Genomic DNA, 22,667 nt, shown 5'->3' on the forward strand with positions numbered 1-22,667 from the left:
CATCCGCCTTGGAGTTGCGCCTGCGTTCGCGGCTAACCGTGCTCACGGACACCCCAATGGTACCCGCGATGAAACTAAGTGAGCATTTTCTTTGGAGTAACACACTTATTGTGTATCTTTGCTCCGGGGTTAATTGTTTATACATACGCAATACAAAATTAGTTAATCCCAGGGAGGGGGACGAAAGTTCCCCTCCTTTTTTGTATTGCTTAAGTTATCCGACGATGCTCTTTGGGGGCTTCGCGCCCCCAGCCGCAAGGCAAACCTCCGCGGTGTTTTTCATGGGTTATTCACCACGGAATGTTTGCACTTCTAAGTGGAAAGAGCAGCAAACGCGGTGAGAACCGAGCCCTGGCCGCCCACACGGACACCACGGCAGGCCCGGCAGAAAGAGCAAAGCCACCGGCCCGGCATAACAAAAGGCCACAAAGCCGGCGGCAGCCAACGAGCCCGGGCACACCACCCGGCATGAGGCAACGCAGCAAGCTGTGGTTCCTGCGACCGGCAACAGGGGTAAGCGAAGATACCGGATGATGGTTGTAATTTGTTTGACAAAAGCCTCTCCGTGCTTGCGTTATTTGCAACCGGCTGCGTACCCGGGCGTACCTACGCAAAAACAGGCCCGCTGTTAAACGGCTGGGTATCAGCAGTTTGCGTTTTCCTGACATTTTTCAGCGGCTTTGAAGCGTGTTTCCAGCAGTGCCGAAACGGCTTTCCGATCCGCCCGGAAGCATCTTCCGGCAGCCTTGAAGCTATCCTTCAAGCTCACCGGAGGCATCAATCAGGGTTGCTGATACACCTCTCTGCCGGTTTCGAGTGCCAACATCGGCGTTCCCGTTTGCTGGTTGCTGTGGAGAGACAGCAGCGTTTTCAGGCATGTTTTTTTGACATTCCGGCTTGCCGGAGCAGCCGCGGCAGGTAGCCTTTTGCGTGGAGCAACACCGTTAGGATAGACCTGTAAAATTTCCAAGAATATTGAGTAAATGGAACGAAAGATAAAGAAAAACGCGAAAATCCATTGCAGTTATACAAAAAAAATATAAATTTGCATCAGAATGCAGGCCTAAACGCAATCGCTGCCAATGGCTGGTTGCAGCCGGGCCGGTATCTGAACCATGGACAAAACTTACAGAACATAACATATAATATCAAAAAACACGCTTATGAAAAGACAATTAGTTCTCCTTGGAGCACTGTTTCTTGCATGTGGAACGACGGGCAACCTCGTGCTTGCCACGCCCGAACCACAGAGTATTGCGCAAAACAGCACTATCGTAAAGGGCAGTGTTGTTGACGAGAAAGGCGAGCCCGTAATCGGTGCCAGCATTGCAGAAGTGGGAACCACACGCGGTACCGTTTCCGATGCTGACGGCAACTTCAGCCTCAGTGTGGAATCCGGAGCCAGACTGAAAATAACTTTCCTGGGCTACAAGACGGTAACCCTGAAAGCCTCCGACGGCATGAAAGTACAGCTGGAACCCGACAACGCCCTGCTTGATGAGGTCGTGGTTATAGGCTACGGACAGCAAAAGAAGGTGAACCTGACGGGTGCCGTGTCGAACGTAGACCTGGAGAAGACCCTCGCCAGCCGTCCGGAACAGGACGTGGCCAAGGCTCTGCAGGGTGCCGTTCCGGGCTTGACCATTACCAGCACGAGTGGCGACATCAACGGACAGCCCTCTATCCGCATCCGCGGTCTGGGCACGCTGTCCAACAGCCAGAACTCATCACCGCTCATCGTTGTTGACGGTGTGCCTACCGATGACCTCACCATGATTAACGGCAGCGACATAGCATCCGTATCGGTGCTCAAGGATGCTGCCTCGTCTTCCATCTACGGAAGCCGCGCTGCCTTTGGAGTGATACTCATCACAACGAAACAGGCCAACAAAGGCGACCGCATCTCGGTGAAGTACGACAACAACTTTGGCTGGGACAACTCCACCTATCTGCCCGATTTCCCTGACGTTCCCACCCAGCTGGAGGCTGCCATGAGAGCCAAGGCCCGCCGTGGCGCCGCCTCGGTTGAGCTCTTCGGCATGTACTTCGACCAGCTGTTGCCCTACGCACAGAAGTGGCAGGAGCAGAACGGAGGCAAGAAGGGCTACAGCATCATGCGCCCTTACAAGGACGACAGCGACGTGGGCGACTTCCGTTTCATCAACGGACAGCCCATGTACTATGCCGACTACGACATCCAGAAGATATGGTACGACAGCGCAGCTCCGTCGCAGAGCCACGACTTCTCCATTTCCGGTGCCAGCGGCAGAACCACGTTCTACACCTCGTTCGGCTACAAATACAAGCAGGATGTGATGAAATTCAACCCCGGCAAGCTGAACAAATACAGTGCTACCGTTAATCTGAAGACCGACGTTACCGACTGGCTCACCGTTGGCGCACGCATCAACTTCACGCGCCGCAACATGGGCCGTGCCAACAGCAGCTCCATTTACCAGTACCTGTGGCGCTGGGGCTCGTTCTTTATCCCCTCGGGCATCATGCAGAGTGAGGACGGAACGGAGTACGACTACCGCATGGTGGCCATGCAGAAACAGGCTTCACGCATCAAGAACACGCACGACATCCTGCGCCTCAACGCTTTCGCCACGGCTCACCTCACCAAGGACCTGACGCTGAATGCCGACTATACTTACCAGATTGACAACTTCAACTACAAGTCGAGCGACCACAGCGTGTACGGAATGAACTGGACCGGCACAACGCCCACTTACATCGTGCAGCCTTCTACCACTGCCGTATATAGGCAGAACATCAAGATGAACAGGTGGACCGCCAACGCCTACCTGAACTACGCACACACATGGAACGAGGTGCACAACCTGAACGTGATGGTTGGTATCAACGGCGAGAACTACAGGTCGGATGAATTCGACGTGGAGCGGACACAACTCTACGACGAGAATTATCCCGAACTGAACCTCGCCTACGGCGACATGGCTAAGGCCACCATCGGTTCCGAGACCGGCGACCGTGCCTCGGCAGGCTATTTCGGCCGCATTAACTACGACTACAAGGGCATCTACCTGCTGGAACTCAACGGCCGTTACGACGGCAGCTCGCACTTCCCGACAGGCGACATGTGGGCTTTCTTCCCCTCCTTCTCGCTGGGCTACCGCTTCACCGAGGAGGCTTACTGGAAGGATTTGCACCAGTACGTGTCAAACGGTAAGCTGCGCTTCTCGTACGGAGAGATAGGAAACGAAGCCATAGGCAGCAACATGTTCCTCTCAACCATATCGCCCATCACGCCCGATAAGCTCACATGGCTCGACGGAAAGGGCGGAAAGGTTAATCAGTTTGACATGCCCAGCTGGGTATCGGCCAACCTGACATGGGAACGCATACACACATTAGACGTGGGTCTGGACTTGAGTTTCCTCAATGATGAGCTCTCGCTGACAGCCGACTGGTACCAGCGCACTACCAAGGACATGCTCGCTCCGGGCAACGCACTGCCGTCGGCCATTGGTGCAGCAGCACCTTTTACCAACGCGGGACAGCTGCGCACGCGCGGCTGGGAAATCAGTCTGAACTGGCGCAAGCAGTTTAACAAGGACTTGGGGCTTTATGCCAACTTCAGCATCGGCGACTCCAAGTCTACCATTACCAAATGGAACAACACCTCCAAGCTGATAGGCCACACCGAAGCCAGGGCCTACGCTTACGAAGGAGAGACCTGGGGAGACATCTGGGGCTTTGAGACCGACCGCTACTTTACCGAAGACGACTTCGATGGCAAGAACCCTGACGGCTCCTGGATATATAAGAAAGGTATAGCCGACCAGACAGGCATACAGACCAACAACTTCGTCTACGGGCCCGGCGACATCAAGTACAAGGACCTGAACGACGACGGCGTAATTGACGGAGGCAAGGGAACTGTGGATGACCACGGCGACCTGAAAGTAATAGGCAACACCCTGCCGCGCTATGAGTACAGCTTCCGCGTAGGCGGAACGTACAAAGGCTTTGACCTCGACCTCTTCTTCCAAGGTGTGGGCAAGCGCGACATGTGGACACTCTCATCTATCGTATTCCCCGAAATGCGTGATGCCGACGTGGCCATCTATGCCAACCAGACCAGCTACAACATCTACGACCCCGACAACGGCATCGTAAACATCAGCCAGAACAACGACTTCCCCTGCCTGTACTCCGGCAACGAATCCGCAGGTAACGTACCGGCACTGTCGTCCTACGGTGGCAGCCACAACTACTATCCGCAGAGCAAGTACCTGGTTAACATGTCGTACCTGCGCCTGAAGAACATCACCCTGGGCTACACCATGCCGCAGGAACTCACCAAACGCTTCTATATCCAGAAGCTGCGCATCTACGCCAGCGTGAATAACCTCTGCCTACTGCACAAGGGAAGCGGCGACCTGCCCATCGACCCGGAGATGAATGCCGGGCAAGGCAACCTCACGTATGGAACCTGGGGGCGCACGTACCCAATGACGCGCACATGGTCCTTTGGCGTACAGGTAACTCTCTAACCTAATCAGAACAATCTCAAAACATTGATGATATGAAAAAGTCTGTAATATATATGTTCGCAGCTTCGGTGCTGCTGTTGTCGAGCTGCAACGATTTTCTTGAGAAATCGCCGCGCGACACGTTTACCAATAACCCCGCCTTCTGGAGCAACCTCAACGACGTAACCAGCTACAGCAACAAGTTCTATGACAACTATGTAGGCTTCAGTCAGGCTGGCGGCGCCGGATGGTTCTACTTCAAGAGCCTCAGCGACGACCAGGCACGCGGCGGATTTGAGGACTGGACCTACAAAACCATTCCCAACACCTCGACAAACTGGTCGGGACCGTTCACCGAAATCAGGCGCATTGACTACATGCTGCAGGGCCTGCAGGGCTCTACACTTGCCGCTCAGGACAAGAACCGCTTTATAGCCATAGGCCGGTTGAACAGAGCCTGGGAATACTACCAGCTGGTGAGGGAATACGGAGACGTGGAGTGGATAGACTACCCCATCCTGGATCCGGAGGACGAGAAGGTTTCGGGCGACCGCGACGACCGCGACGTTGTGATGGACTCGGTGCTCAACGACTTGAACTATGCCATTGCCAATTTGCCCTCGGTGAGCGACAAAACGGCCTGGAGCAAGGAAATGGCACTGGCCATGAAAAGCGACATCTGCCTCTACGAGGGAACTTACTGCAAATACCGCACGCAGGCCGACAACGGCAAGGCCGCCGATGCCAGCCGCGCACAGAAGTTCTTGCAGGAATCGGTGGCAGCTTCGGAAGCCATCATGAACTCCGGTCTCTTCGGACTGAGCGACAACTACGGAGACATCTACAATTCGTTGAGCTTAGGCGAGAGCAAGGAAATCATCTTCTATCGCAACTACGAGAAGGACATTGTCATGCACGGCCTCTGCGACTACACCAACAGTTCTTCAGAGCAATATGGCATTACGAAGGATGCCATTGACGCTTTCCTCTTCACCGACGGCAAACCGCTGGCAACAACAAGCATGGACAAGGACGACAAGGCCGTGAAGAACGCCAACGGCAACTACTCCATTGCCAAGATACTGAACAACCGCGACAAGCGACTGAGTGTTCTGCTGGATTCCATTATCTGCTTTAAAGGCCACGGCTGGGCCCGGCTGAATGAACAAGGGCTGCCGTCAGGCTCGGCGCAGATGACTTCGTCTACCGGCTATACCATCAGGAAATACGACAATACCTCTGTAGAAGCCTATTACCGTACGAATACCAATACCAACTACACGGATGCTCCGCTGTACTGGTATGCAGTTATCCTGCTGAATGAAGCCGAGGCCAAGGCCGAGTTAGGAACCATTACCCAGGCCGACCTCGACAACACTGTCAACTTGCTGGAGAAACGTGCCGGATTGCCCAACCTGACCTTGCAGCCTGCTGCCGACCCTGCCAACAACATGAACGTGAGCAATCTGATATGGGAAATTCGTCGTTGCCGCCGCTGCGAGCTCATGGCCGACAACTGGTACCGCTACTGGGACCTCGTACGTTGGCACCAGCTGGACAAGCTGGACAGCCAGAAGTATCCCAACATCAACCTGGGTGCCAACCTTACCAATGTAACAGACAACAGCTCGACGGTGAACGCTGAGAACTACATCGTTGCAACATCGAAGACGCGCACGTTTGAAAGCAAGTATTACTTCTATCCGGTTCCGACCAACGAGATTTCGCTGAACAAGAATATCAAGCAAAATCCGAACTGGGATAAATAAGAGGTATAATAAATGTAAAAAAGCACCGGAGTCGCTGCACTTCGGTGCTTTTTCGTTATCTTTGCAGCTATAAACCTAATAATTGAAGCTGTATTCCGAGAGAAATGAACAGAATTGTATGCGGATGTATGTTTATCGGGGCTATGATGCCGGCCATACTACGAGCTCAGGCACTGACCCCGGGAGAGAAAACAACGGTTGAGACGGTGCTCAACCGTTTCACCCAAGGCGTGCAGACGGGCAAGGTAAGCGTCGACTCAACGCGACAGGAGGACGGCGTTCTCACGATTTTTGCCTCGCGTAATTTCTCTTACGTTCCGTTCCGAAAAACGAACTGTAACCAGATTTTTCAGGCACTCAGGGAAAACTTGCCGCAGCAGCCAGGCAGGGAGGATATTCGTATTTTGACCGACGGCAAGGATATACGCAGCCTCATACCCAGAACAGAGCAGGACAAGCGGGACAAACGCCCCGCCTTCACTAACGACAGCGACATCCCCCTGGTACAGAATACGGACAAACCCTATAAAGCTACCAAAGGTTTGGAGGGCAGGCACATAGCCTTGTGGCAAAGCCACGGAGCCTACTATGAACAAGGACTGGCCCGTTGGGAGTGGCAACGTGCCCGCATGCTACAGACTGTAGAGGACAAATATACCCAAAGCTATGTGCTGCCTTTCCTCATTCCCATGCTCGAAAACGCAGGAGCCATTACTCTGACGCCGCGCGAACGGGACGCCAATCCCTACGAGGTTGTTGTTGACAACGATGAGCAGCTGGCCACATCACCTTATCAGGAGACCACCGGCAGCAAGCCTTGGACAACAGGCAGCGGTAAGGGATTTGCCTACACCAAGAACTGCTACACGGAGTTTGACAACCCCTTTACGGACGGAACCTACCGCCAGGCTGAAACGGTAAGCAAGAGCAAGGACGAGAGCACCATCAGCTGGACGCCCGATATACCCCGGGAGCGGCAGTATGCGGTGTACGTATCGTACAAGACGCTGCCCAACAGTGCGGCTGATGCCCGTTATACGGTTTACCACAAGGACGGTAAAACCACGTTCTCCGTTAACCAGAAGATGGGCGGCGGCACGTGGATTTATCTCGGAACATTCGCTTTTTACAAAGGAACGAAAGGCAAGGTCGTGCTGACTAACCACACCGCCAAGGCCGGCGAGATTGTAACAGCCGACGGAGTAAGATTTGGCGGAGGCATGGGCAACATCGCCCGCAGGGCCGAGGCCGACAGTATCTCGCCCAACACGAAAACCGACAGGAGCAACAAGCGCATGGCTCGCAATGCCTGGCAGCCAAAAATCAATTATCCCTACGAGGTGAGCGGCTATCCGCGCTTTGAGGAGGGAGCACGTTACTGGCTGCAGTGGGCTGGAATACCTGACAGCATTTACTCCCCCTCTCATGGGCTGGATGATTATTCAGACGACTATAAAAACCGCGGAGCATGGGTAAACTATCTGGCAGGAGGCACCAAGGCTGCGCCGGAGTACAAAGGTCTCAACATCCCGATTGATCTCTCCTTTGCCTTTCACAGCGACGCGGGGACGGTTTACGGCGATTCCATTATCGGCACACTGGGTATCTATCAGGTGAGCCAATACGGAGGCAAGTTTGCCGACGGCACATCACGCGAAGCCAACCATGACTTGTGCGACCTGGTGCTAACAAGCATTACGCGCGACATCAGAGCCCTGCACGAACCCAAGTGGACGCGTCGAGGCATGTGGGACTCCCGCTATTTCGAGGCCTGGCAGCCACGCGTACCGGCTATGTTGTTGGAACTGCTATCGCACGAAAACTTTGCCGACATGCGCTACGGACTCGACCCGCGTTTTCAGTTCAGCGTCAGCAGGGCCATCTATAAAGGAATGTTGCGGTTTCTCAGTGACTCCCATGGTTACGAATATGTGGTGCAGCCCCTGCCGGTTAGCCATTTTGCAGCCGTATTGGATGAGAAGCAGAGGGTTCGGCTTAGCTGGACTCCTGTTGCAGACTCACTGGAACCAACTGCAACGGCCGAGAAATACATTGTCTACAAACGTATAGGCAACGGTGACTTTGACAACGGCACCGTGGTCAAGGCGACAACTTATCGCTGCGAAATTCCCAAAGATCAGGTTGTGAGTTTCAAGGTAACAGCCCTGAACAAGGGCGGACAGAGTTTCCCTTCCGAAATTCTCTCCGTAGGAATTTCATCCCGGTCTGTTCAGAAACCAGTACTTGTCATCAACGGATTTGACCGCGTGAGCGGCCCGGACGATTTCGTTTCGGCCAATGATGAGTGGGCGGGCTTCTTGGCCGATGAGGACAACGGCGTACCTTACAACAACCTGATAAGCTACACGGGCAGGATGAAAGAGTTCCGCCGCTCCATTCCTTGGACCGATGACGACTCGGGAGGCTTCGGCGACAGTTATGGCAATTACGAAAAGCTCGTTATCGCCGGCAACAACTTCGATTATCCGGCTCTGCACGGCGAGGCAATCCTGAAGGCAGGCTACAGCTTTGTTTCAGCCAGCAAAGCCGCAGCATGTGAAAAGAAGCTGGCTGATACCGACAAATATGCAGCCATTGACCTGATACTGGGCAAAGAGAAACAAACAAAAATGGGACGGCCGGGAGTTGTGCCGCTGCGGTTCAAGACTTTCGACGACGACCTGCAACAGGCATTAACCAACTATTGCCAAACCGGAGGCAAGGTGTTTGTTTCGGGTTCTTATGTGGGCAGCGACCTCTGGTTCAATTCTCTCTCCACTGCCAAGGACAACGACAAGGCTTTTGCGCAGAACATTCTGAAATACAAGTGGCGCAACAACAGGGCCGCTGTAGAGGGAACCATAGAGACCGTTGCTTCGCCTTTTACCGAAAAGAAAGTTATCTTAATCTATTACAACAAGCCCAACGAGGAATCCTATGTGGTAGAATCGCCCGATGCCATTGAGCCGGCAGACTCATGCGCCTACACTGCGTTCAGATATTCGGAAAACAAATTAAGCGCAGGAGTCGTATTCGGAGGTTCGGAGAAAGATCATTGGAAAACCGTTGTACTGGGTTTCCCGTTTGAATCCATCAAAAGTTCTGACCAGCGAGATGCGCTGATGCAGAACATTCTGCTTTTCCTGTGTAAATGAAAATGAATAAACGTAGCAAGCATATATACGGAATGCTGCTGGCCGTGTTGCTATGGTCAGTGCTCAAAGGCACAGCACCGGCATGCGCCGGCGAGCCTTTCCGCTTTGCCTTGCTTACCGATATTCACATCAATGTGAAGAAGAATGCGCCAACGGAAGACCTGCAACAATCTATCCGCCAAATAAATTCCACGGACAGTTTGGACTTCGTTCTGGTTACAGGAGACATAGCCGATGAAGGCGATTACGCCTCGCTGCACGTTGCCAAAGAGGAACTGGATAAGCTGACCGTGCCCTACTACATCATCATGGGTAATCATGACCAGAAATGGAGCGAAAGCGGATGCATGGATTTTAAGCGCATTTTCGGTTACGAACGCTTCGAGTTCGACCATAAAGGCTACCTGTTTTTAGGTTTTAGCAGCGGTCCTTTGATGCGCATGGCATTAGGACATGTGGCACCAGAAGATATAGAATGGCTAAAGACAGAGCTTACCGGCAACGGTGAAAAGGACAAGCCCGTTTTCCTGATTACCCACATGCCCTTGCTGCCGCAGGACATCGACAACTGGTACGACGTGACAGATGCTGTGCGAAAATATCCGATTGTCGCCTTCCTGGGCGGACATTACCACCAGAATCACCTCTTCTGCTATGACGGCATACCTGGGATTATCAATGTTTCGAACCTCAGACAGCAAGACCAAGCCTACGGACAGTACAATGAATACGATGTAACGAACGATTCGCTGATTGTTTATACCCACCCCGTAGGCAAACCTCGGTTCCGCTGGGCAGCCATATCATTGCAGCCAGACTACACTACATGCCGTCCAACTGCTGCACGGCCGGACTTTTCTGTGAACCAACAATATCCGCAGGTAAAGGAAGAATGGGTCATTGCTTCCCATGCCGGGATATACTCTTCGCCTGTTGTCAGTAAAAGAAGGATATATGTTGCCGACAATCTGGGGCGTATCAGCTGTTACTCCTTGCAAGAAGGCAGAAAACAATGGAGCTACCAGACGGGCGGCCGAATTGTGGGAACGCCGGCCGTAGGACAAGATATGGTTGTTGCGGGGTCAGTAGACAATAACATCTACGGTATTGACACAAGTACCGGTAAACTCGTTTGGAAAGTCAAGACGCGAAGACCTGTAGTCAGCGCTGTCACCATCGAGTGTGGCACAGCATATATCGGAGGCAGCGACAGCTGTTTCAGAGCCATCAGATTAAAGGATGGAACGGTGAGATGGAGCAATCATTCGCCCCACGGTTACATCGAGACCAAGCCTTTGGTGGCTAATGGCAAAATCATTTTCGGTGCTTGGGACAACACGCTATACGCATTGGATAAAAAAACTGGTGCTCTTTGTTGGAAATGGGTTACATGCCAAGACAAAGGCATGCACTATTCACCGGCGGCAGTATGGCCTGTTAGCAGCAACGGCAAAGTCTTCATCGTAGACCCGGAACGAGCCATGACGGCATTGGATTTACATACTGGCAAGCAGATTTGGAGAACATATCAGAGTAAAGTCCGAGAATCTATCGGTATCTCATCAGACCTAAAACGCATTTATGCCAAAACCATGCAGGACAGCACTGTATGCTACTCGGCCGCAACGGAAAAGCCCAAAGAGCTTTGGGCAGCAAACGTAGGATTTGGTTATGAGCATGCAACCGTGATGCTGACAGAAAAAGACGGAATTGTGTTCAGTTCAACCAAAAACGGTCTCATCTTCGCTGTTGACGGTCGTACTGGCAAAGTCTACTGGAAACATAAAATCGGTAACACACTGGTAAACACAGTAGTTCCTTTGAGTAAAACGGAAGTTCTGTTTACCAATGAAGACGGACTGATAGGAAAACTGCATATAAACAAGCAAGTATATACAACTAAACAATAAGAATAAATGAAAAAAATGGTAGATTGCTTCCTGCCTATGGCCGGAAAAGAAGAATTGATAAAGACGCTCGGTAGCCTCAAGGGGCAAGAGCTGGTGAACAGAATTATCGTGATGCAATCATCACCAGAAGAGGTGGCAGATGCTGACGAGACTATGACCATAGACACTCTCAAGAGCAGCGACACGATGCGTAAGATTGCCGCTCAGGCCGAAGCTCCTTTCACCCTGCTCTATATCAAGAAGCAGTATGTGGAGATTGGCCTCTACGCCTTGGAGCGCATGCTGCAGATTGCGGATGCCACAGGCGCCGGTATGCTGTACGCCGACCATTATCAGATTTCTGCCGACGGCAAGCGGACAGAAGCTCCGGTTATCGATTACCAGCAGGGCAGCTTGCGAGACGACTTCGACTTCGGCTCCGTTCTTCTCATCAGAACCTCTGCTTTGAAAGAAGCAGCCGCTCGCATGACGAGCAACTACAAGGCTGCCGGACTTTACGATTTACGGCTCAAGCTATCAGAGCAAGTCTCCTTTGTACACATCAACGAGTTCCTTTATTCCGAAGTTGAACTCGACAACCGGAAAACCGGCGAGAAGCTCTTTGATTACGTTGACCCGCGCAACCGCGCTTCGCAAATAGAAATGGAGCAAGCCTGCACAGAATACCTGAAAAATGTGGGCGGATACCTGAAGCCTGAGTTTCCCGATGTTCCGCTGAAAGAAACTGAATTCGAATATGAGGCTTCCATCATGATACCAGTTCGCAATCGTATTCGCACCATCAAGGATGCCATCAACAGTGCACTCAGCCAACAGACAACCTTCAAATACAATGTTTTTGTGGTAGAGAACGGCCCTGAGTGTCACTCAACAGACGGTACGACAGAAGCCATTGACGAAATCAAAGATGACAGGCTGATTCACATTATTCCCACACGTAAGGATGTGGGTGTAGGTGGTAGTTGGAACATAGCTGCCCACCATCCAAAATGCGGAAAGTTCATCGTGCAGCTCGACAGTGACGATCTCTATTCCGGTCCGGACACTTTGCAGAAGATTGTCGATGCTTTCTATGCGCAGAACTGTGCCATGATTATCGGTTCATATATGCTAACCGACATCAACCTGAACATTCTGCCACCGGGAAAGGTAGATCACAAGGAATGGACTCCTGAGAACGGACGCAACAATGCCCTGCGTATTAACGGACTGGGGGCACCTCGTGCATTTTTTACTCCTGTCATCCGGCAGATTAACTTGCCCAATGTAAACTATGGCGAAGACTACGCCTTAGGCTTGGCCATCTCGCGGAAATACCAGATAGGAAGAATATTCGACGCGCTGTACAACTGTCGGCGTTGGGACGACAACTCTGACGGCAACCTGAGCATTGAGAAAGAGAACCGCAACAACTTGTACAAGGACCGCATTCGCACTTGGGAGTTACAGGCACGCATAGCCCTGAACAAGCAAGCCGTAAAATAAAAGAACATGGGCAAAACTATTAACCGTTCCTCATGGGCATGGATTCCCACGCTCTATTTTGCAGAAGGAATACCCTATTTCATTGTGAACAACATCTCGGTGACCATGTTCACCAAGATGGGTGTTCCCAATGGAGAAATGGCTCTGTTCACAAGTCTGCTTTACCTGCCATGGACTATCAAGCCTCTATGGAGTCCCTTTGTAGACATCATTAAAACCAAACGCTGGTGGATTTTGGGCATGCAGCTGTTGATGAGTGCTGCCTTTGTCCTGCTCACACTCTCCATTCCGCATCCTGATGCAGCCGTTATCGAGGGGATGAAGACTCCCGTAAGTCTTTTCACTTTCACGCTGCTGCTGTTTATTATCACTGCCTTTGCCTCGGCTACGCACGACATTGCCGCCGACGGTTTTTACATGCTGGCTCTCAAACAGGATGACCAGTCCTTTTTTGTTGGCATCCGCAGCACATTCTACAGGCTGTCCTCTATTTTCGGCCAAGGCGTTCTGGTTTACATTGCAGGCGCATTGGAACGCAAAACCGGCAACATCCCGATGTCCTGGCAGATAACAATGGCCATTACGGCCGTGCTCTTCACCGTTATCTCCATTTACCATACCTTTGTCATACCCCGTCCGGCGGCGGATGTTCCTCACATATCAGGAGATACCAAAGGTAAGGCAAAGGAAATCATCTACGAGTTCGGCAGAACCTTCGTTACCTATTTTAATAAGCCGGGTGTGCTGCTTGCCATTGTCTTCATGCTGCTCTACCGTCTGCCTGAAGCCTTTCTGCTAAAGATGGTAAACCCCTTCCTGTTGGCATCTACCCAAACGGGAGGCCTGGGACTGGCTACAGATACCGTGGGCATTGTCTATGGTACTATTGGAGTTCTGTTCCTTACTATCGGCGGCATCGTTGGTGGCATCACTGCTTCCAGATGGGGATTGAAGAAATCCCTGTGGCCTATGGCAGCCTGTATGACCTTGCCTTGTGCCACTTTTGTTTACTTGGCTATGAGCCACCCTACAAACCTAACCGTCATCAGCACCTGTGTTGCCATCGAACAGTTTGGCTATGGCTTTGGCTTCACGGCCTACATGCTCTACATGATGTACTTCTCCGAAGGCGAATTCACCACTGCCCACTACGCCATCTGCACGGCTTTCATGGCTCTGAGCATGATGATACCCGGCATGATGGCTGGCTATATTCAGGAATGGCTTGGCTACGAGCTGTTCTTCTGGATGGTGATGCTTTGCTGCCTCGCAACGGTAGTCGTCACATTCTTCGTGAGAAAGAAAATAGATAAGGACTACGGACGCAAACACAACAGCCAATGAAAAGATTATGCTTATTGACACTTGTCCTATTCCTTACGGGCAGCATTTCTGCCCAAAGGGTCAAGACGGGCATCGAAGTGCTGAAAAGTCAGGACTTTAAGGCACTGTATGGACTTAGGGTAGGATTGGTTACCAACCCTACAGGTGTAGATAACAACCTGCAATCAGACATTGATATTCTGGCTGCTGCACCCAATGTAAAACTCGTAGCACTATTCGGACCCGAACACGGACTCCGTGGCAGCGCTCATGCCGGCTCTGCCGTGGGCAACAATTCCGACCCGGAAACAGGTCTGCCAGTCTATTCACTGTACGGCAAGAACCGCATGCCATCGCCCGAAATGCTGAAAGGCATCGACGTGCTTGTGTATGATATTCAGGATATTGGCTGCCGTTCGTTCACCTATATCAGCACACTGGCCAACATCATGAAAGCTGCAGCCCAAAGCCACATCAAGGTTATAGTGCTCGACCGTCCCAATCCGTTGGGTGGTGAGAAGATAGAGGGTAATCTGGTTGAGGACGATTGCATCTCATTCGTGAGCCAAATCAAGGTTCCCTACATCTATGGTCTCACGCCGGGCGAGTTGGCCTTGCTGCTCAATGGGGAGAACCTTCTCGGCGCGAAATGCGACCTTGAAGTTATCAAGATGAAAAAATGGAAGCGACGGATGACCTACGAAGACACCGGCCTGCCGTGGGTGCTGTCCTCCCCCCACATCCCCGAAGCTGCCACCGCACCTTTCTACGCTGTATCGGGCATAGTAGGTGAGCTCGACAACTTTTCCATCGGCGTTGGCTACACGCTGCCCTTCCGCCTCTTTGGTTCCTCCTGGATTGAGGCTTCTGCATTTGCCGGGCGCATGAACTCTCTCCGTCTGCCCGGCGTCAGGTTCCGCCCCATCTACTACACACCGTTCTATGGCCCAGGCAAAGGGCAGGAATTGCAGGGTGTGCAGGTCTACTTCACTGATTACAGAAGAGCCCGGCTCTGTGATACACAGTTCTACATCCTGCAGGAACTCTATAAACTCTATCCCTCCCACGATATTCTGGCCGAGGCATCACAGAACCGTAAGGACATGATTGACAAGGTTTGCGGCTCCAAGCAGATACGTCAGCTGTTCATGAAGCGCCATCTGTGGTCTGACGCAAAGCCCTATTGGGATAAAGACGTTGATACTTTCAGGCAGACAGCAAAGAAATATTACCTATATAAATAAATGGAAATGGCAACAACAGTGGCTCACCCCAAACAACGGATTCTCGCTCTCGACATCCTGCGAGGCATCACCATAGCCGGCATGATACTGGTGAACAATCCCGGTTTCGACCAGACCTACGCACCATTAGAGCATGCCGACTGGTTTGGACTCACCCCTACCGATTTGGTGTTCCCGTTCTTCATGTTCATTATGGGCATAACAACCTATCTGTCACTCAAGAAGTTCAAATTCCAATGGTCCGTACTGTGTGCCCGTAAAATCTTCAAGCGTGCCTTTCTGCTTTGGTTCATCGGACTTGCCATTTCGTGGCTCATCATGTTCACACGCGGCATGATAAGCCCCGACAACGCAGCTCTGTCGTTACCGCAGAAACTGCTTGTTTCGGCCAACACTTTCGACCATATCCGTATTCTCGGCGTGCTGCCCCGTCTGGGCATCTGCTACGGACTTGCCGCTGTCATAGCCTTGTCCGTCAGGCACAAACTCATTCCCTGGCTCGTCGCCGTCATCTTCATTGGCTATTATATCTTGTTGGTGTGTTGCAACGGCTATGCTCACGATGCTTCCAACATTCTTGCCATTATTGACGACGCAATATTAGGCCACAGTCACGTGTACCGCTGGGAGACGCCTGACCCTGAAGGGCTCCTGAGCACCTTGCCCGCCCTGGCTCATGTACTCATTGGCTTCTGCGTGGGCAAATATGTCATGGAACTGCAGAATCTGAACGACAAGATAGAGCGCCTTTTCATTATCGGTGCCCTGCTGACCTTTGCCGGCTTCCTGCTGGCCTACGGCTGCCCCATCAGCAAAAAGCTGTGGACTCCTACTTTCGCTATAGTTACTTGCGGACTGGGCTCAACGCTGCTGGCACTCCTCACATGGCTCATTGACAAGCAGAGCCACCAGGATGCCGCAACCCGCTTCTTTCAGGTATTCGGTGTCAATCCACTGGCACTCTACGTTCTCTCCGATCTGTTGCTCATTCCTATCAGCATCGTTCCATTAGCCGGTGACACGGTTCAGTCTATGGTCTGCAACGGCATTTTGTTGCCCGTGTTCAGCATCAAGACAGCTTCACTGCTCTGGGCTTTGCTCTACGTGGGCATCAACTGGTGCATAGGACTTATTTTATTCAAGAAAAACATATTTATAAAGTTATGATATTATTAGCAGATAGCGGTTCTACAAAAACCGATTGGTGCGTAGTCGACAACGGACAAAGCATCAAGGAAATCAAAACACGCGGTACCAACCCATTCTTTCAGACAGAAGATGAAATCTCGCAGGAAATCCTCACGTCACTCGTTCCGCAACTTCCCACAACAAACATAGAAGATGTTTTCTTCTACGGAGCCGGTTGCACGCCGGAGAAACTGCCCATTCTGGAGGCAGCCCTCAAACGACATCTCAACATAACCGGTCGTTGCGAGGTCGCCACCGACATGCTGGCTGCTGCCCGCAGCTTGTGTGGTCACCAGCCGGGCATCGCGTGCATACTCGGCACCGGCAGCAACTCCTGCGCCTATGACGGAGAGAAGATTACAAAGAATGTATCGCCACTGGGCTTCATCCTCGGCGATGAAGGCAGTGGAGCCGTACTGGGTAAGACGCTGGTGGGCGATGTTCTCAAGAATCAGTTGCCCCAGTCGGTTATCGACCGCTTCCATGAGAAGTTCCCCTTTACCAATGCCGAAATCATAGACCGCGTGTACCGCCAGAAGTTGCCCAACCGTTTCCTGGCCAGCTTTGTACCATTCCTGGCCGAGAACATCGACGAGCCTGCCATTTACAGTCTTGTTGTCGACAGTTTCCGCCGCTTCCTTGTGCGCAATGTCAGACAGTACGAGGGCTGGAACACGTTGCCCATAGGCTTCAACGGCTCCATCGCCTACTACTACCGTCGGCCGCTTGAGGATGCACTCAAAGCCGAAGGCATGACCTTGGGCCAAATTATCCAGGCACCGATGGAAGGCCTGGTAGCTTATCACACCGGAAGAATTTAACTCACACCAACATGGCTTTTATTAAGATTTCAGAGCAGTCGTCGCTGTATGACGATTTAGAGAAAAAGTCCATCCACGAGCTGCTCGTCGACATAAACACTGAAGACAAGAAGGTGGCCTTGGCAGTTGAGAAGGCCATCCCGCAGATAGAGAAGCTCGTCACGCAGATTGTGCCGCGCATGCGCAAAGGTGGTAGGATATTCTATATGGGTTCCGGCACCAGCGGACGCCTGGGCGTGCTCGACGCCTCAGAAATTCCACCCACGTTCGGCGTACCGCCCACCCACATCATCGGACTGATAGCCGGCGGCGACACAGCCCTGCGCAATGCCGTAGAAAATGCTGAAGACGACACCGAACGCGGCTGGCAGGAACTGGAGGAGCACCACATCAATAGCAAGGATACCGTTATCGGCATAGCCGCCTCGGGCACCACGCCCTACGTTATCAGTGCCCTGCACCAGGCACGTGCCCACGGCATACTCACCGGTTGCATTACCAGCAACCCCGACTCACCGATGGCGGCAGAAGCCGATGTGGCCATTGAGATGGTAGTAGGTCCCGAGTTCGTTACGGGCAGTTCTCGCATGAAGTCAGGCACTGGGCAGAAGATGATTCTCAACATGATTTCCACCTCCGTCATGATTCAGTTGGGCCGCGTCAAGGGCAACCGCATGGTAAACATGCAGCTCACCAACCAGAAGCTCATAGACCGCGGTACGCGGATGATAGTCGACGAGCTGGGGCTGGAATACAACCACGCCAAGCGCATTCTCCTCATGTACGGTTCGGTCAAGGCAGCCATTGATGCCTATCAAAACGACGATTTAAAATAAACTGATATGAAGCGTTTTTCCATATTTCTCATGGTTTTCTGTGCCGTACTCGCCCTCCGGGCCCAGCCTTTGGAGCAGGTAGCACCGGCCAGCGTAGGGTTGGATGCCGCCAAACTGGCATATGCCGACCAGGCCATCAACCGGGCCATCAGCCGCCACGACATCCCCGGAGCCGTTCTGGCTGTAGTCCGTCACGGCAAGATGGCCTACCTGAAAGCTTACGGCCACAAGTCCGTTTATCCCAAGAAGGAGACCATGACCGTTGAAACGGTGTTCGATATGGCCTCGTGCAGCAAGTCCATGTCCACGGCCGTTGCCGCCATGATATTGATAGAGCGCGGTCAGCTGCGGCTCATGGACAGGGTCGACGCCTACATACCGGGCTTTGAGAACTGGAAAGATGACAAGGGAAACCAGACCTCCATCCGTATCGTAGACCTCATGACCCACACCTCCGGTCTGCCTCCTTATGCCGATGTAAACATGCTCAAGGCCAAATACGGAGCGCCCAACCGCGACGGCATGATAGACTACATAGCCCACTGCCGGCGCGACTTTGAACCTACAACAGATTTCCAGTACAGCTGCCTGAACTACATCACCCTGCAACGTATCATCGAGACCATATCGGGACAGAATTTGCGCGACTTTGCCAAGGAGAATATCTTCGATGTTCTGGGCATGAGCCATACCGACTACAACCCCTCGCCGGCCTTGGCCAGGCAGTGCGCTCCCACCGAGAAGCAGCCCGACGGCAAGGTGCTGCAGGGCATTGTACACGACCCACTGGCCCGCATCATGAACGGTGGCATATCCGGTAACGCCGGTGTATTCTCCACAGCAGCCGATGTAGCCATTCTCTGTGCCGCCTTGCAGAATGGCGGTGAGTGGAACGGGCACCGCATCCTGAGCCCGCTGGCCGTTAAGTGCATGCGCACCGTGCCCCGTCGTGTGGCCAACATTGGCCGTACACCCGGCTGGGATGTGTTCACCGACTATGCTACCAACAAGGGTGACCTGCTGAGCGATGCCGCCTACGGGCACACAGGTTTCACCGGAACCAGCATCGTTATCGACCCTGAAAACGACATCAGCGTTATCCTCCTCACCAATGCCGTACATCCCGACGGCAAGGGCAGCTGCATTGCTCTACGCTCCTATGTGGCCAATTCCGTTGCAGCAGCCATCTTACAATAAAGGAACTGCGATATTAGGGAGCCTTTCCAAGGGCTCCCTATCATTGTATATCTCTGATTGAATATTTTAAAAACAATTAATAGAACTTGTTTGGCAGCCTTTATTAGTTTTTCTATCTTTGCTTTATAGATGATATAATGACCAGCATCATTCACCATTCTAAAAGAAGAACAGACATTATCAACATTTACTAATAACATAAATCATGAAACACCAAACTATTTTTCAGCTTGCAATCATTGCTTTGGTTGCTTTCACATCGTGTTCTGACGATGGTTATACCGTTACCAACAGACCCTTGCCACCACTCATAAAGATAGAACTAACAGAAGCTGAACACCAGCAGGTGCAGGCAAACAACGACTTTGCTTTTAACCTGTCACGCGAAGTGCTGCAGCAGAACCACGAACAGAATTGTTTGATATCGCCCCTAAGCGCCACCTATGTACTCGCCATGCTTGAGAATGGAAGTGCCAACGAAACTCAACAACAGATTTTGAATGCACTACGTTATGACAGCGAGACGAACATGAATAGCGTTTGCAGCAAGCTGATAAGCGGAGCCTCGAAAGTAGATGCAAGCACCGAGGTGAGCATTGCAAACGGACTCTTTTTGGACAAACCATTCCCCATTAAGGACGACTATATTACGTCTATGAAGCAGACCTATGGAGCAGAAGTAAAGAACCTCGACTTCAGCGACAAGCAGGCAGTGCTCAAGGAGGTTAACAGCTGGACAAGTGACAAGACAAAGGGCAAGATATCCAACATCATAACCGACATGCCGGACAATACAAGAATGATGGCACTCAACGCTATTTACTTTAAAGGAATTTGGAATAAAGAGTTTGACAGCAAAAAGACAACAAAAGAAACATTTACCCATGCCGACGGCGAAAAGGAGCAGACAGACATGATGCAGATAAAAGAGAATTATCTCTACGGCTCGTTCGCCAATTTTGACATGCTGCACCTGGATTATGGCAACAACGGTTACAGCATGCAGGTGCTGCTGCCCAAAGAGGGTGTAACGGTAGAAGAAGTTCTCGCATCGCTAAAGAGTACCGACTGGCAGGAGACCATGATGTCGATGCGTGATTATGAGGTGGATGTCCAGCTGCCTAAGTTTACCTTCGAATACAGTGTCGACATGCCATCGGTGCTCAAAGCTCTTGGCATGGAAGATATGTTTGACAAGACTAAGGCCGACTTCTCCCGATTAAGCGATAAAGATACTTTCATTGGTATTTTCAAGCAAAAATGTACCATTGAGGTTAACGAGAAAGGCACAGAGGCCACCACTGCAACGATAAGCACCGTTGGAGATACAGCCTATGTGGTTCCCACGGCAGTGTTCCATGCCAACCGTCCGTTTATCTACATCATTACCGAGAACACCACCGGCAGCATTTATTTCGTTGGCACCTTTAAGTAAACCTACTCCCTGCAGTGAAACTACAGCAACGTAAACTTTATAGACATCAGGGGCCACTTCTTACTGCTTACGGTGAAGAGTGGCCTCTTTTCAGACTTCGTAACCCATGACCGAGAAAGAGAAACAGCAGCAAGGACTGCTCTATCTGGCCAGCGACCCGACTGTAATAGCCGACCTGCTCCGCTGTGAAGAAGCGTGTTTTGAAATCAACCGCATGCCGCCCTCGCAGCGAGAGGAACGCAACCGGCGGCTGAAGGAACTCTTCGGTCGTGCCGGAAAGCTGTTCAACGTCGTTACACCGTTCTTTTGTGACTACGGATATAATATCGAAGTGGGCGAACACTTCTTTGCAAATACCAACTGCGTTATCCTCGATGAGGCCAAAGTAACCTTCGGCGATAACGTCTTCATAGCGCCCAACTGCTCGTTCTATACGGCCGGCCATCCGCTCGAACCCAGGCTCCGCAACGCCGGCATGCAGTATGCACTGCCCATACACGTAGGCAACAACGTGTGGATAGGCGGCAACACGGTGGTGGTACCGGGCGTAACGATAGGCAACAACGTAACCATTGGCGCCGGATCGGTGGTTACCCACGACCTGCCCGATGGTGTGCTTGCCGCCGGCAACCCCTGTCGCGTCATCAAGAGAATAGATGACGCAGAGCCGCCATCGGCGCATAGATAATCATGCGGGGCCCAGTCCACTGCATGACGGCACGGATGAGCGCCCGCTTCTCGGGCGAATAGCAGTGCACCGGGCACCGTCTACAGGTGGGCTTGTAGGCCTTCCACCGGCAGTGGTCCAGCCTGCGGCACGCATAGTCGGCCAGTTCACGGTATGCAGTCGGCATCTCCTTGCACTTGAGCTTGTGCCTGCAATAGAGCTCCACCATTAGCCTTACCGTCTGCTTTTCCTCTTCTGTCTTAGCTGCCATTATCCGCATACCTTACCGATACCATTCCTTTATTTCCTGATAATGCTGCGCGTAAGTGATGGCAGCATCCTCCGAAGCCTTTTTAACGAAGCGGGCCGGCGTGCCCGCCCATATCTCGTACGGACCTACATGCGTACCGCTCAGCACCACCGCGCCGGCTGCCACGATGGCGCCCTCGCCTATCTCGGCATCGTCAAGCACCACTGCGTTCATCCCTATCAGCGCACCACGTCTCACGGTGCAGGCATGCACCACCGCCCCATGGCCTACCGATACGTCGTCTTCCAGCACTACGGGGCTGCCATGCGTCTGGTGCAGGCAGGCACCATCCTGCACATTCACGCGGTTACCCAGGCGAATGGCGTCTACATCGGCCCGCAGCACGGCTCCGAACCACACCGAGCAGTCGTCGCCCATCACGATGTCGCCGGCCAGCGTGGCATTCTCCGCCACGTAACAACGCTCGCCCCACTGGGGCTGTTTGCCGTTCACTTCCTTGATTAAAGCCATCTCTTCGTATTCTTTCCCGCAAAAATACAAACTTTCCGGCACATCGGCAAATAAGCAATACATGTCTTTGACAATGCCTAAGACAATTTAAAGATTAGATGCCAGAACTTTCGACACTTGTCGCACGATTGTGTAACAAGTGTCGTATGATTGTGCGACAAGTGTCGAAAGTTCCCGAAGCATCCCATCAGCCTTTCTTTTCCCATGCAGCAAGGAATCAAAAGCACTGATTGTCCACCCGGCTTCTTCATTCCAACACTTGTGCTCTTTCCACTTAGAAGTGCAAACATTCCGTGGTGAATAACCCATGAAAAACACCGCGGAGGTTTGCCTTGCGGCTGGGGGCGCGAAGCCCCC

Annotated in this window: 15 protein-coding genes and 1 pseudogene; 13 read left to right on the plus strand and 3 right to left on the minus strand. The window is 52.2% G+C overall.

The genetic code is table 11. From position 1 onward, the window contains the following. On the minus strand, positions 1-145 hold a 145-nt coding region (locus tag BMW31_RS12580; RefSeq protein ID WP_143049209.1), incomplete at its 3' end, for a helix-turn-helix domain-containing protein. A gap of 1,018 nt (positions 146-1,163) precedes the next feature. Between BMW31_RS12580 and BMW31_RS12585 the strand changes: the two genes are divergently transcribed. The 13 genes and pseudogenes from BMW31_RS12585 to BMW31_RS12645 all read left to right on the plus strand — a co-directional run bounded on the left by BMW31_RS12585 (position 1,164) and on the right by BMW31_RS12645 (position 21,550). Continuing rightward, entirely contained in the window at positions 1,164-4,520 is a 3,357-nt protein-coding gene (locus BMW31_RS12585) for a SusC/RagA family TonB-linked outer membrane protein (protein WP_091826514.1), read from the plus strand. Positions 4,521-4,552: 32 nt separating this feature from the next. Then, positions 4,553-6,268: a RagB/SusD family nutrient uptake outer membrane protein gene (locus tag BMW31_RS12590; RefSeq protein ID WP_091826516.1), complete on the plus strand. Its 1,716-nt coding sequence runs from the start codon at positions 4,553-4,555 to the stop codon at positions 6,266-6,268. 104 nt (positions 6,269-6,372) lie between these two features. Beyond that, positions 6,373-9,423: a golvesin C-terminal-like domain-containing protein gene (locus BMW31_RS12595; protein ID WP_091826518.1), complete on the plus strand. Its 3,051-nt coding sequence runs from the start codon at positions 6,373-6,375 to the stop codon at positions 9,421-9,423. Between the two features lie 2 nt (positions 9,424-9,425). Then, positions 9,426-11,333: an outer membrane protein assembly factor BamB family protein gene (locus BMW31_RS12600; RefSeq protein ID WP_091826539.1), complete on the plus strand. Its 1,908-nt coding sequence runs from the start codon at positions 9,426-9,428 to the stop codon at positions 11,331-11,333. Between the two features lie 6 nt (positions 11,334-11,339). Then, positions 11,340-12,818 carry a glycosyltransferase family 2 protein gene (locus tag BMW31_RS12605; RefSeq protein WP_091826520.1) on the plus strand — a complete coding sequence of 493 codons (1,479 nt, stop codon included), beginning with the start codon at positions 11,340-11,342 and terminating at the stop codon, positions 12,816-12,818. A 6-nt stretch (positions 12,819-12,824) separates the two neighbouring features. Next, complete coding sequence (locus BMW31_RS12610) at positions 12,825-14,162, plus strand: MFS transporter (protein ID WP_091826522.1); 1,338 nt, start codon at positions 12,825-12,827, stop codon at positions 14,160-14,162. Next, on the plus strand, positions 14,159-15,385 hold the full coding sequence (locus BMW31_RS12615) for an exo-beta-N-acetylmuramidase NamZ family protein (protein ID WP_091826524.1): 1,227 nt from the start codon (positions 14,159-14,161) through the stop codon (positions 15,383-15,385). Before BMW31_RS12610 ends, BMW31_RS12615 begins: the two co-directional genes overlap by 4 nt. A gap of 6 nt (positions 15,386-15,391) precedes the next feature. Continuing rightward, positions 15,392-16,552, plus strand: a complete 1,161-nt coding sequence (locus BMW31_RS12620) for an acyltransferase family protein (protein WP_091826542.1) — start codon at positions 15,392-15,394, stop codon at positions 16,550-16,552. Beyond that, positions 16,549-17,394, plus strand: a complete 846-nt coding sequence (locus BMW31_RS12625; protein WP_091826526.1) for an ATPase — start codon at positions 16,549-16,551, stop codon at positions 17,392-17,394. The genes BMW31_RS12620 and BMW31_RS12625 overlap by 4 nt, the downstream gene beginning before the upstream one ends. An 11-nt stretch (positions 17,395-17,405) precedes the next feature. Further along, positions 17,406-18,230, plus strand: coding sequence for an N-acetylmuramic acid 6-phosphate etherase (murQ, locus tag BMW31_RS12630; protein ID WP_091826529.1), 825 nt, complete (start codon positions 17,406-17,408; stop codon positions 18,228-18,230). A 6-nt stretch (positions 18,231-18,236) separates the two neighbouring features. Next, positions 18,237-19,418: pseudogene (locus BMW31_RS12635) on the plus strand (serine hydrolase domain-containing protein); the annotation flags it as partial. Between the two features lie 307 nt (positions 19,419-19,725). Beyond that, positions 19,726-20,862 (plus strand): serpin family protein, encoded by a 1,137-nt coding sequence (locus BMW31_RS12640; protein ID WP_177166329.1) that lies wholly within the window; start codon positions 19,726-19,728, stop codon positions 20,860-20,862. A gap of 106 nt (positions 20,863-20,968) precedes the next feature. Next, positions 20,969-21,550: a sugar O-acetyltransferase gene (locus BMW31_RS12645; RefSeq protein WP_091826535.1), complete on the plus strand. Its 582-nt coding sequence runs from the start codon at positions 20,969-20,971 to the stop codon at positions 21,548-21,550. Here BMW31_RS12645 and BMW31_RS12650 read toward each other — a convergent pair. Further along, positions 21,507-21,800, minus strand: coding sequence for a nitrous oxide-stimulated promoter family protein (locus BMW31_RS12650; protein ID WP_091826544.1), 294 nt, complete (start codon positions 21,798-21,800; stop codon positions 21,507-21,509). The genes BMW31_RS12645 and BMW31_RS12650 overlap by 44 nt on opposite strands. 12 nt (positions 21,801-21,812) lie before the next feature. Next, entirely contained in the window at positions 21,813-22,310 is a 498-nt protein-coding gene (locus BMW31_RS12655; RefSeq protein ID WP_091826537.1) for a gamma carbonic anhydrase family protein, read from the minus strand. Positions 22,311-22,667: the final 357 nt, after the last annotated feature.

Origin of the sequence: Prevotella sp. kh1p2 (assembly GCF_900111525.1) — a bacterium.
Taxonomy (GTDB): Bacteria; Bacteroidota; Bacteroidia; order Bacteroidales; family Bacteroidaceae; genus Prevotella.

Excerpts from the sequence above, each read along its gene's own strand:
- BMW31_RS12585 (WP_091826514.1), top strand. The coding sequence starts at position 1,164 with ATGAAAAGACAATTAGTTCTCCTTGGAGCACTGTTTCTTGCATGTGGA.
- BMW31_RS12590 (WP_091826516.1), top strand. The coding sequence starts at position 4,553 with ATGAAAAAGTCTGTAATATATATGTTCGCAGCTTCGGTGCTGCTGTTG.
- BMW31_RS12595 (WP_091826518.1), top strand. The coding sequence starts at position 6,373 with ATGAACAGAATTGTATGCGGATGTATGTTTATCGGGGCTATGATGCCG.
- BMW31_RS12600 (WP_091826539.1), top strand. The coding sequence starts at position 9,426 with ATGAATAAACGTAGCAAGCATATATACGGAATGCTGCTGGCCGTGTTG.
- BMW31_RS12605 (WP_091826520.1), top strand. The coding sequence starts at position 11,340 with ATGAAAAAAATGGTAGATTGCTTCCTGCCTATGGCCGGAAAAGAAGAA.
- BMW31_RS12610 (WP_091826522.1), top strand. The coding sequence starts at position 12,825 with ATGGGCAAAACTATTAACCGTTCCTCATGGGCATGGATTCCCACGCTC.
- BMW31_RS12615 (WP_091826524.1), top strand. The coding sequence starts at position 14,159 with ATGAAAAGATTATGCTTATTGACACTTGTCCTATTCCTTACGGGCAGC.
- BMW31_RS12620 (WP_091826542.1), top strand. The coding sequence starts at position 15,392 with ATGGCAACAACAGTGGCTCACCCCAAACAACGGATTCTCGCTCTCGAC.
- BMW31_RS12625 (WP_091826526.1), top strand. The coding sequence starts at position 16,549 with ATGATATTATTAGCAGATAGCGGTTCTACAAAAACCGATTGGTGCGTA.
- murQ (WP_091826529.1), top strand. The coding sequence starts at position 17,406 with ATGGCTTTTATTAAGATTTCAGAGCAGTCGTCGCTGTATGACGATTTA.
- BMW31_RS12645 (WP_091826535.1), top strand. The coding sequence starts at position 20,969 with ATGACCGAGAAAGAGAAACAGCAGCAAGGACTGCTCTATCTGGCCAGC.
- BMW31_RS12650 (WP_091826544.1), bottom strand. The coding sequence starts at position 21,800 with ATGGCAGCTAAGACAGAAGAGGAAAAGCAGACGGTAAGGCTAATGGTG.
- BMW31_RS12655 (WP_091826537.1), bottom strand. The coding sequence starts at position 22,310 with ATGGCTTTAATCAAGGAAGTGAACGGCAAACAGCCCCAGTGGGGCGAG.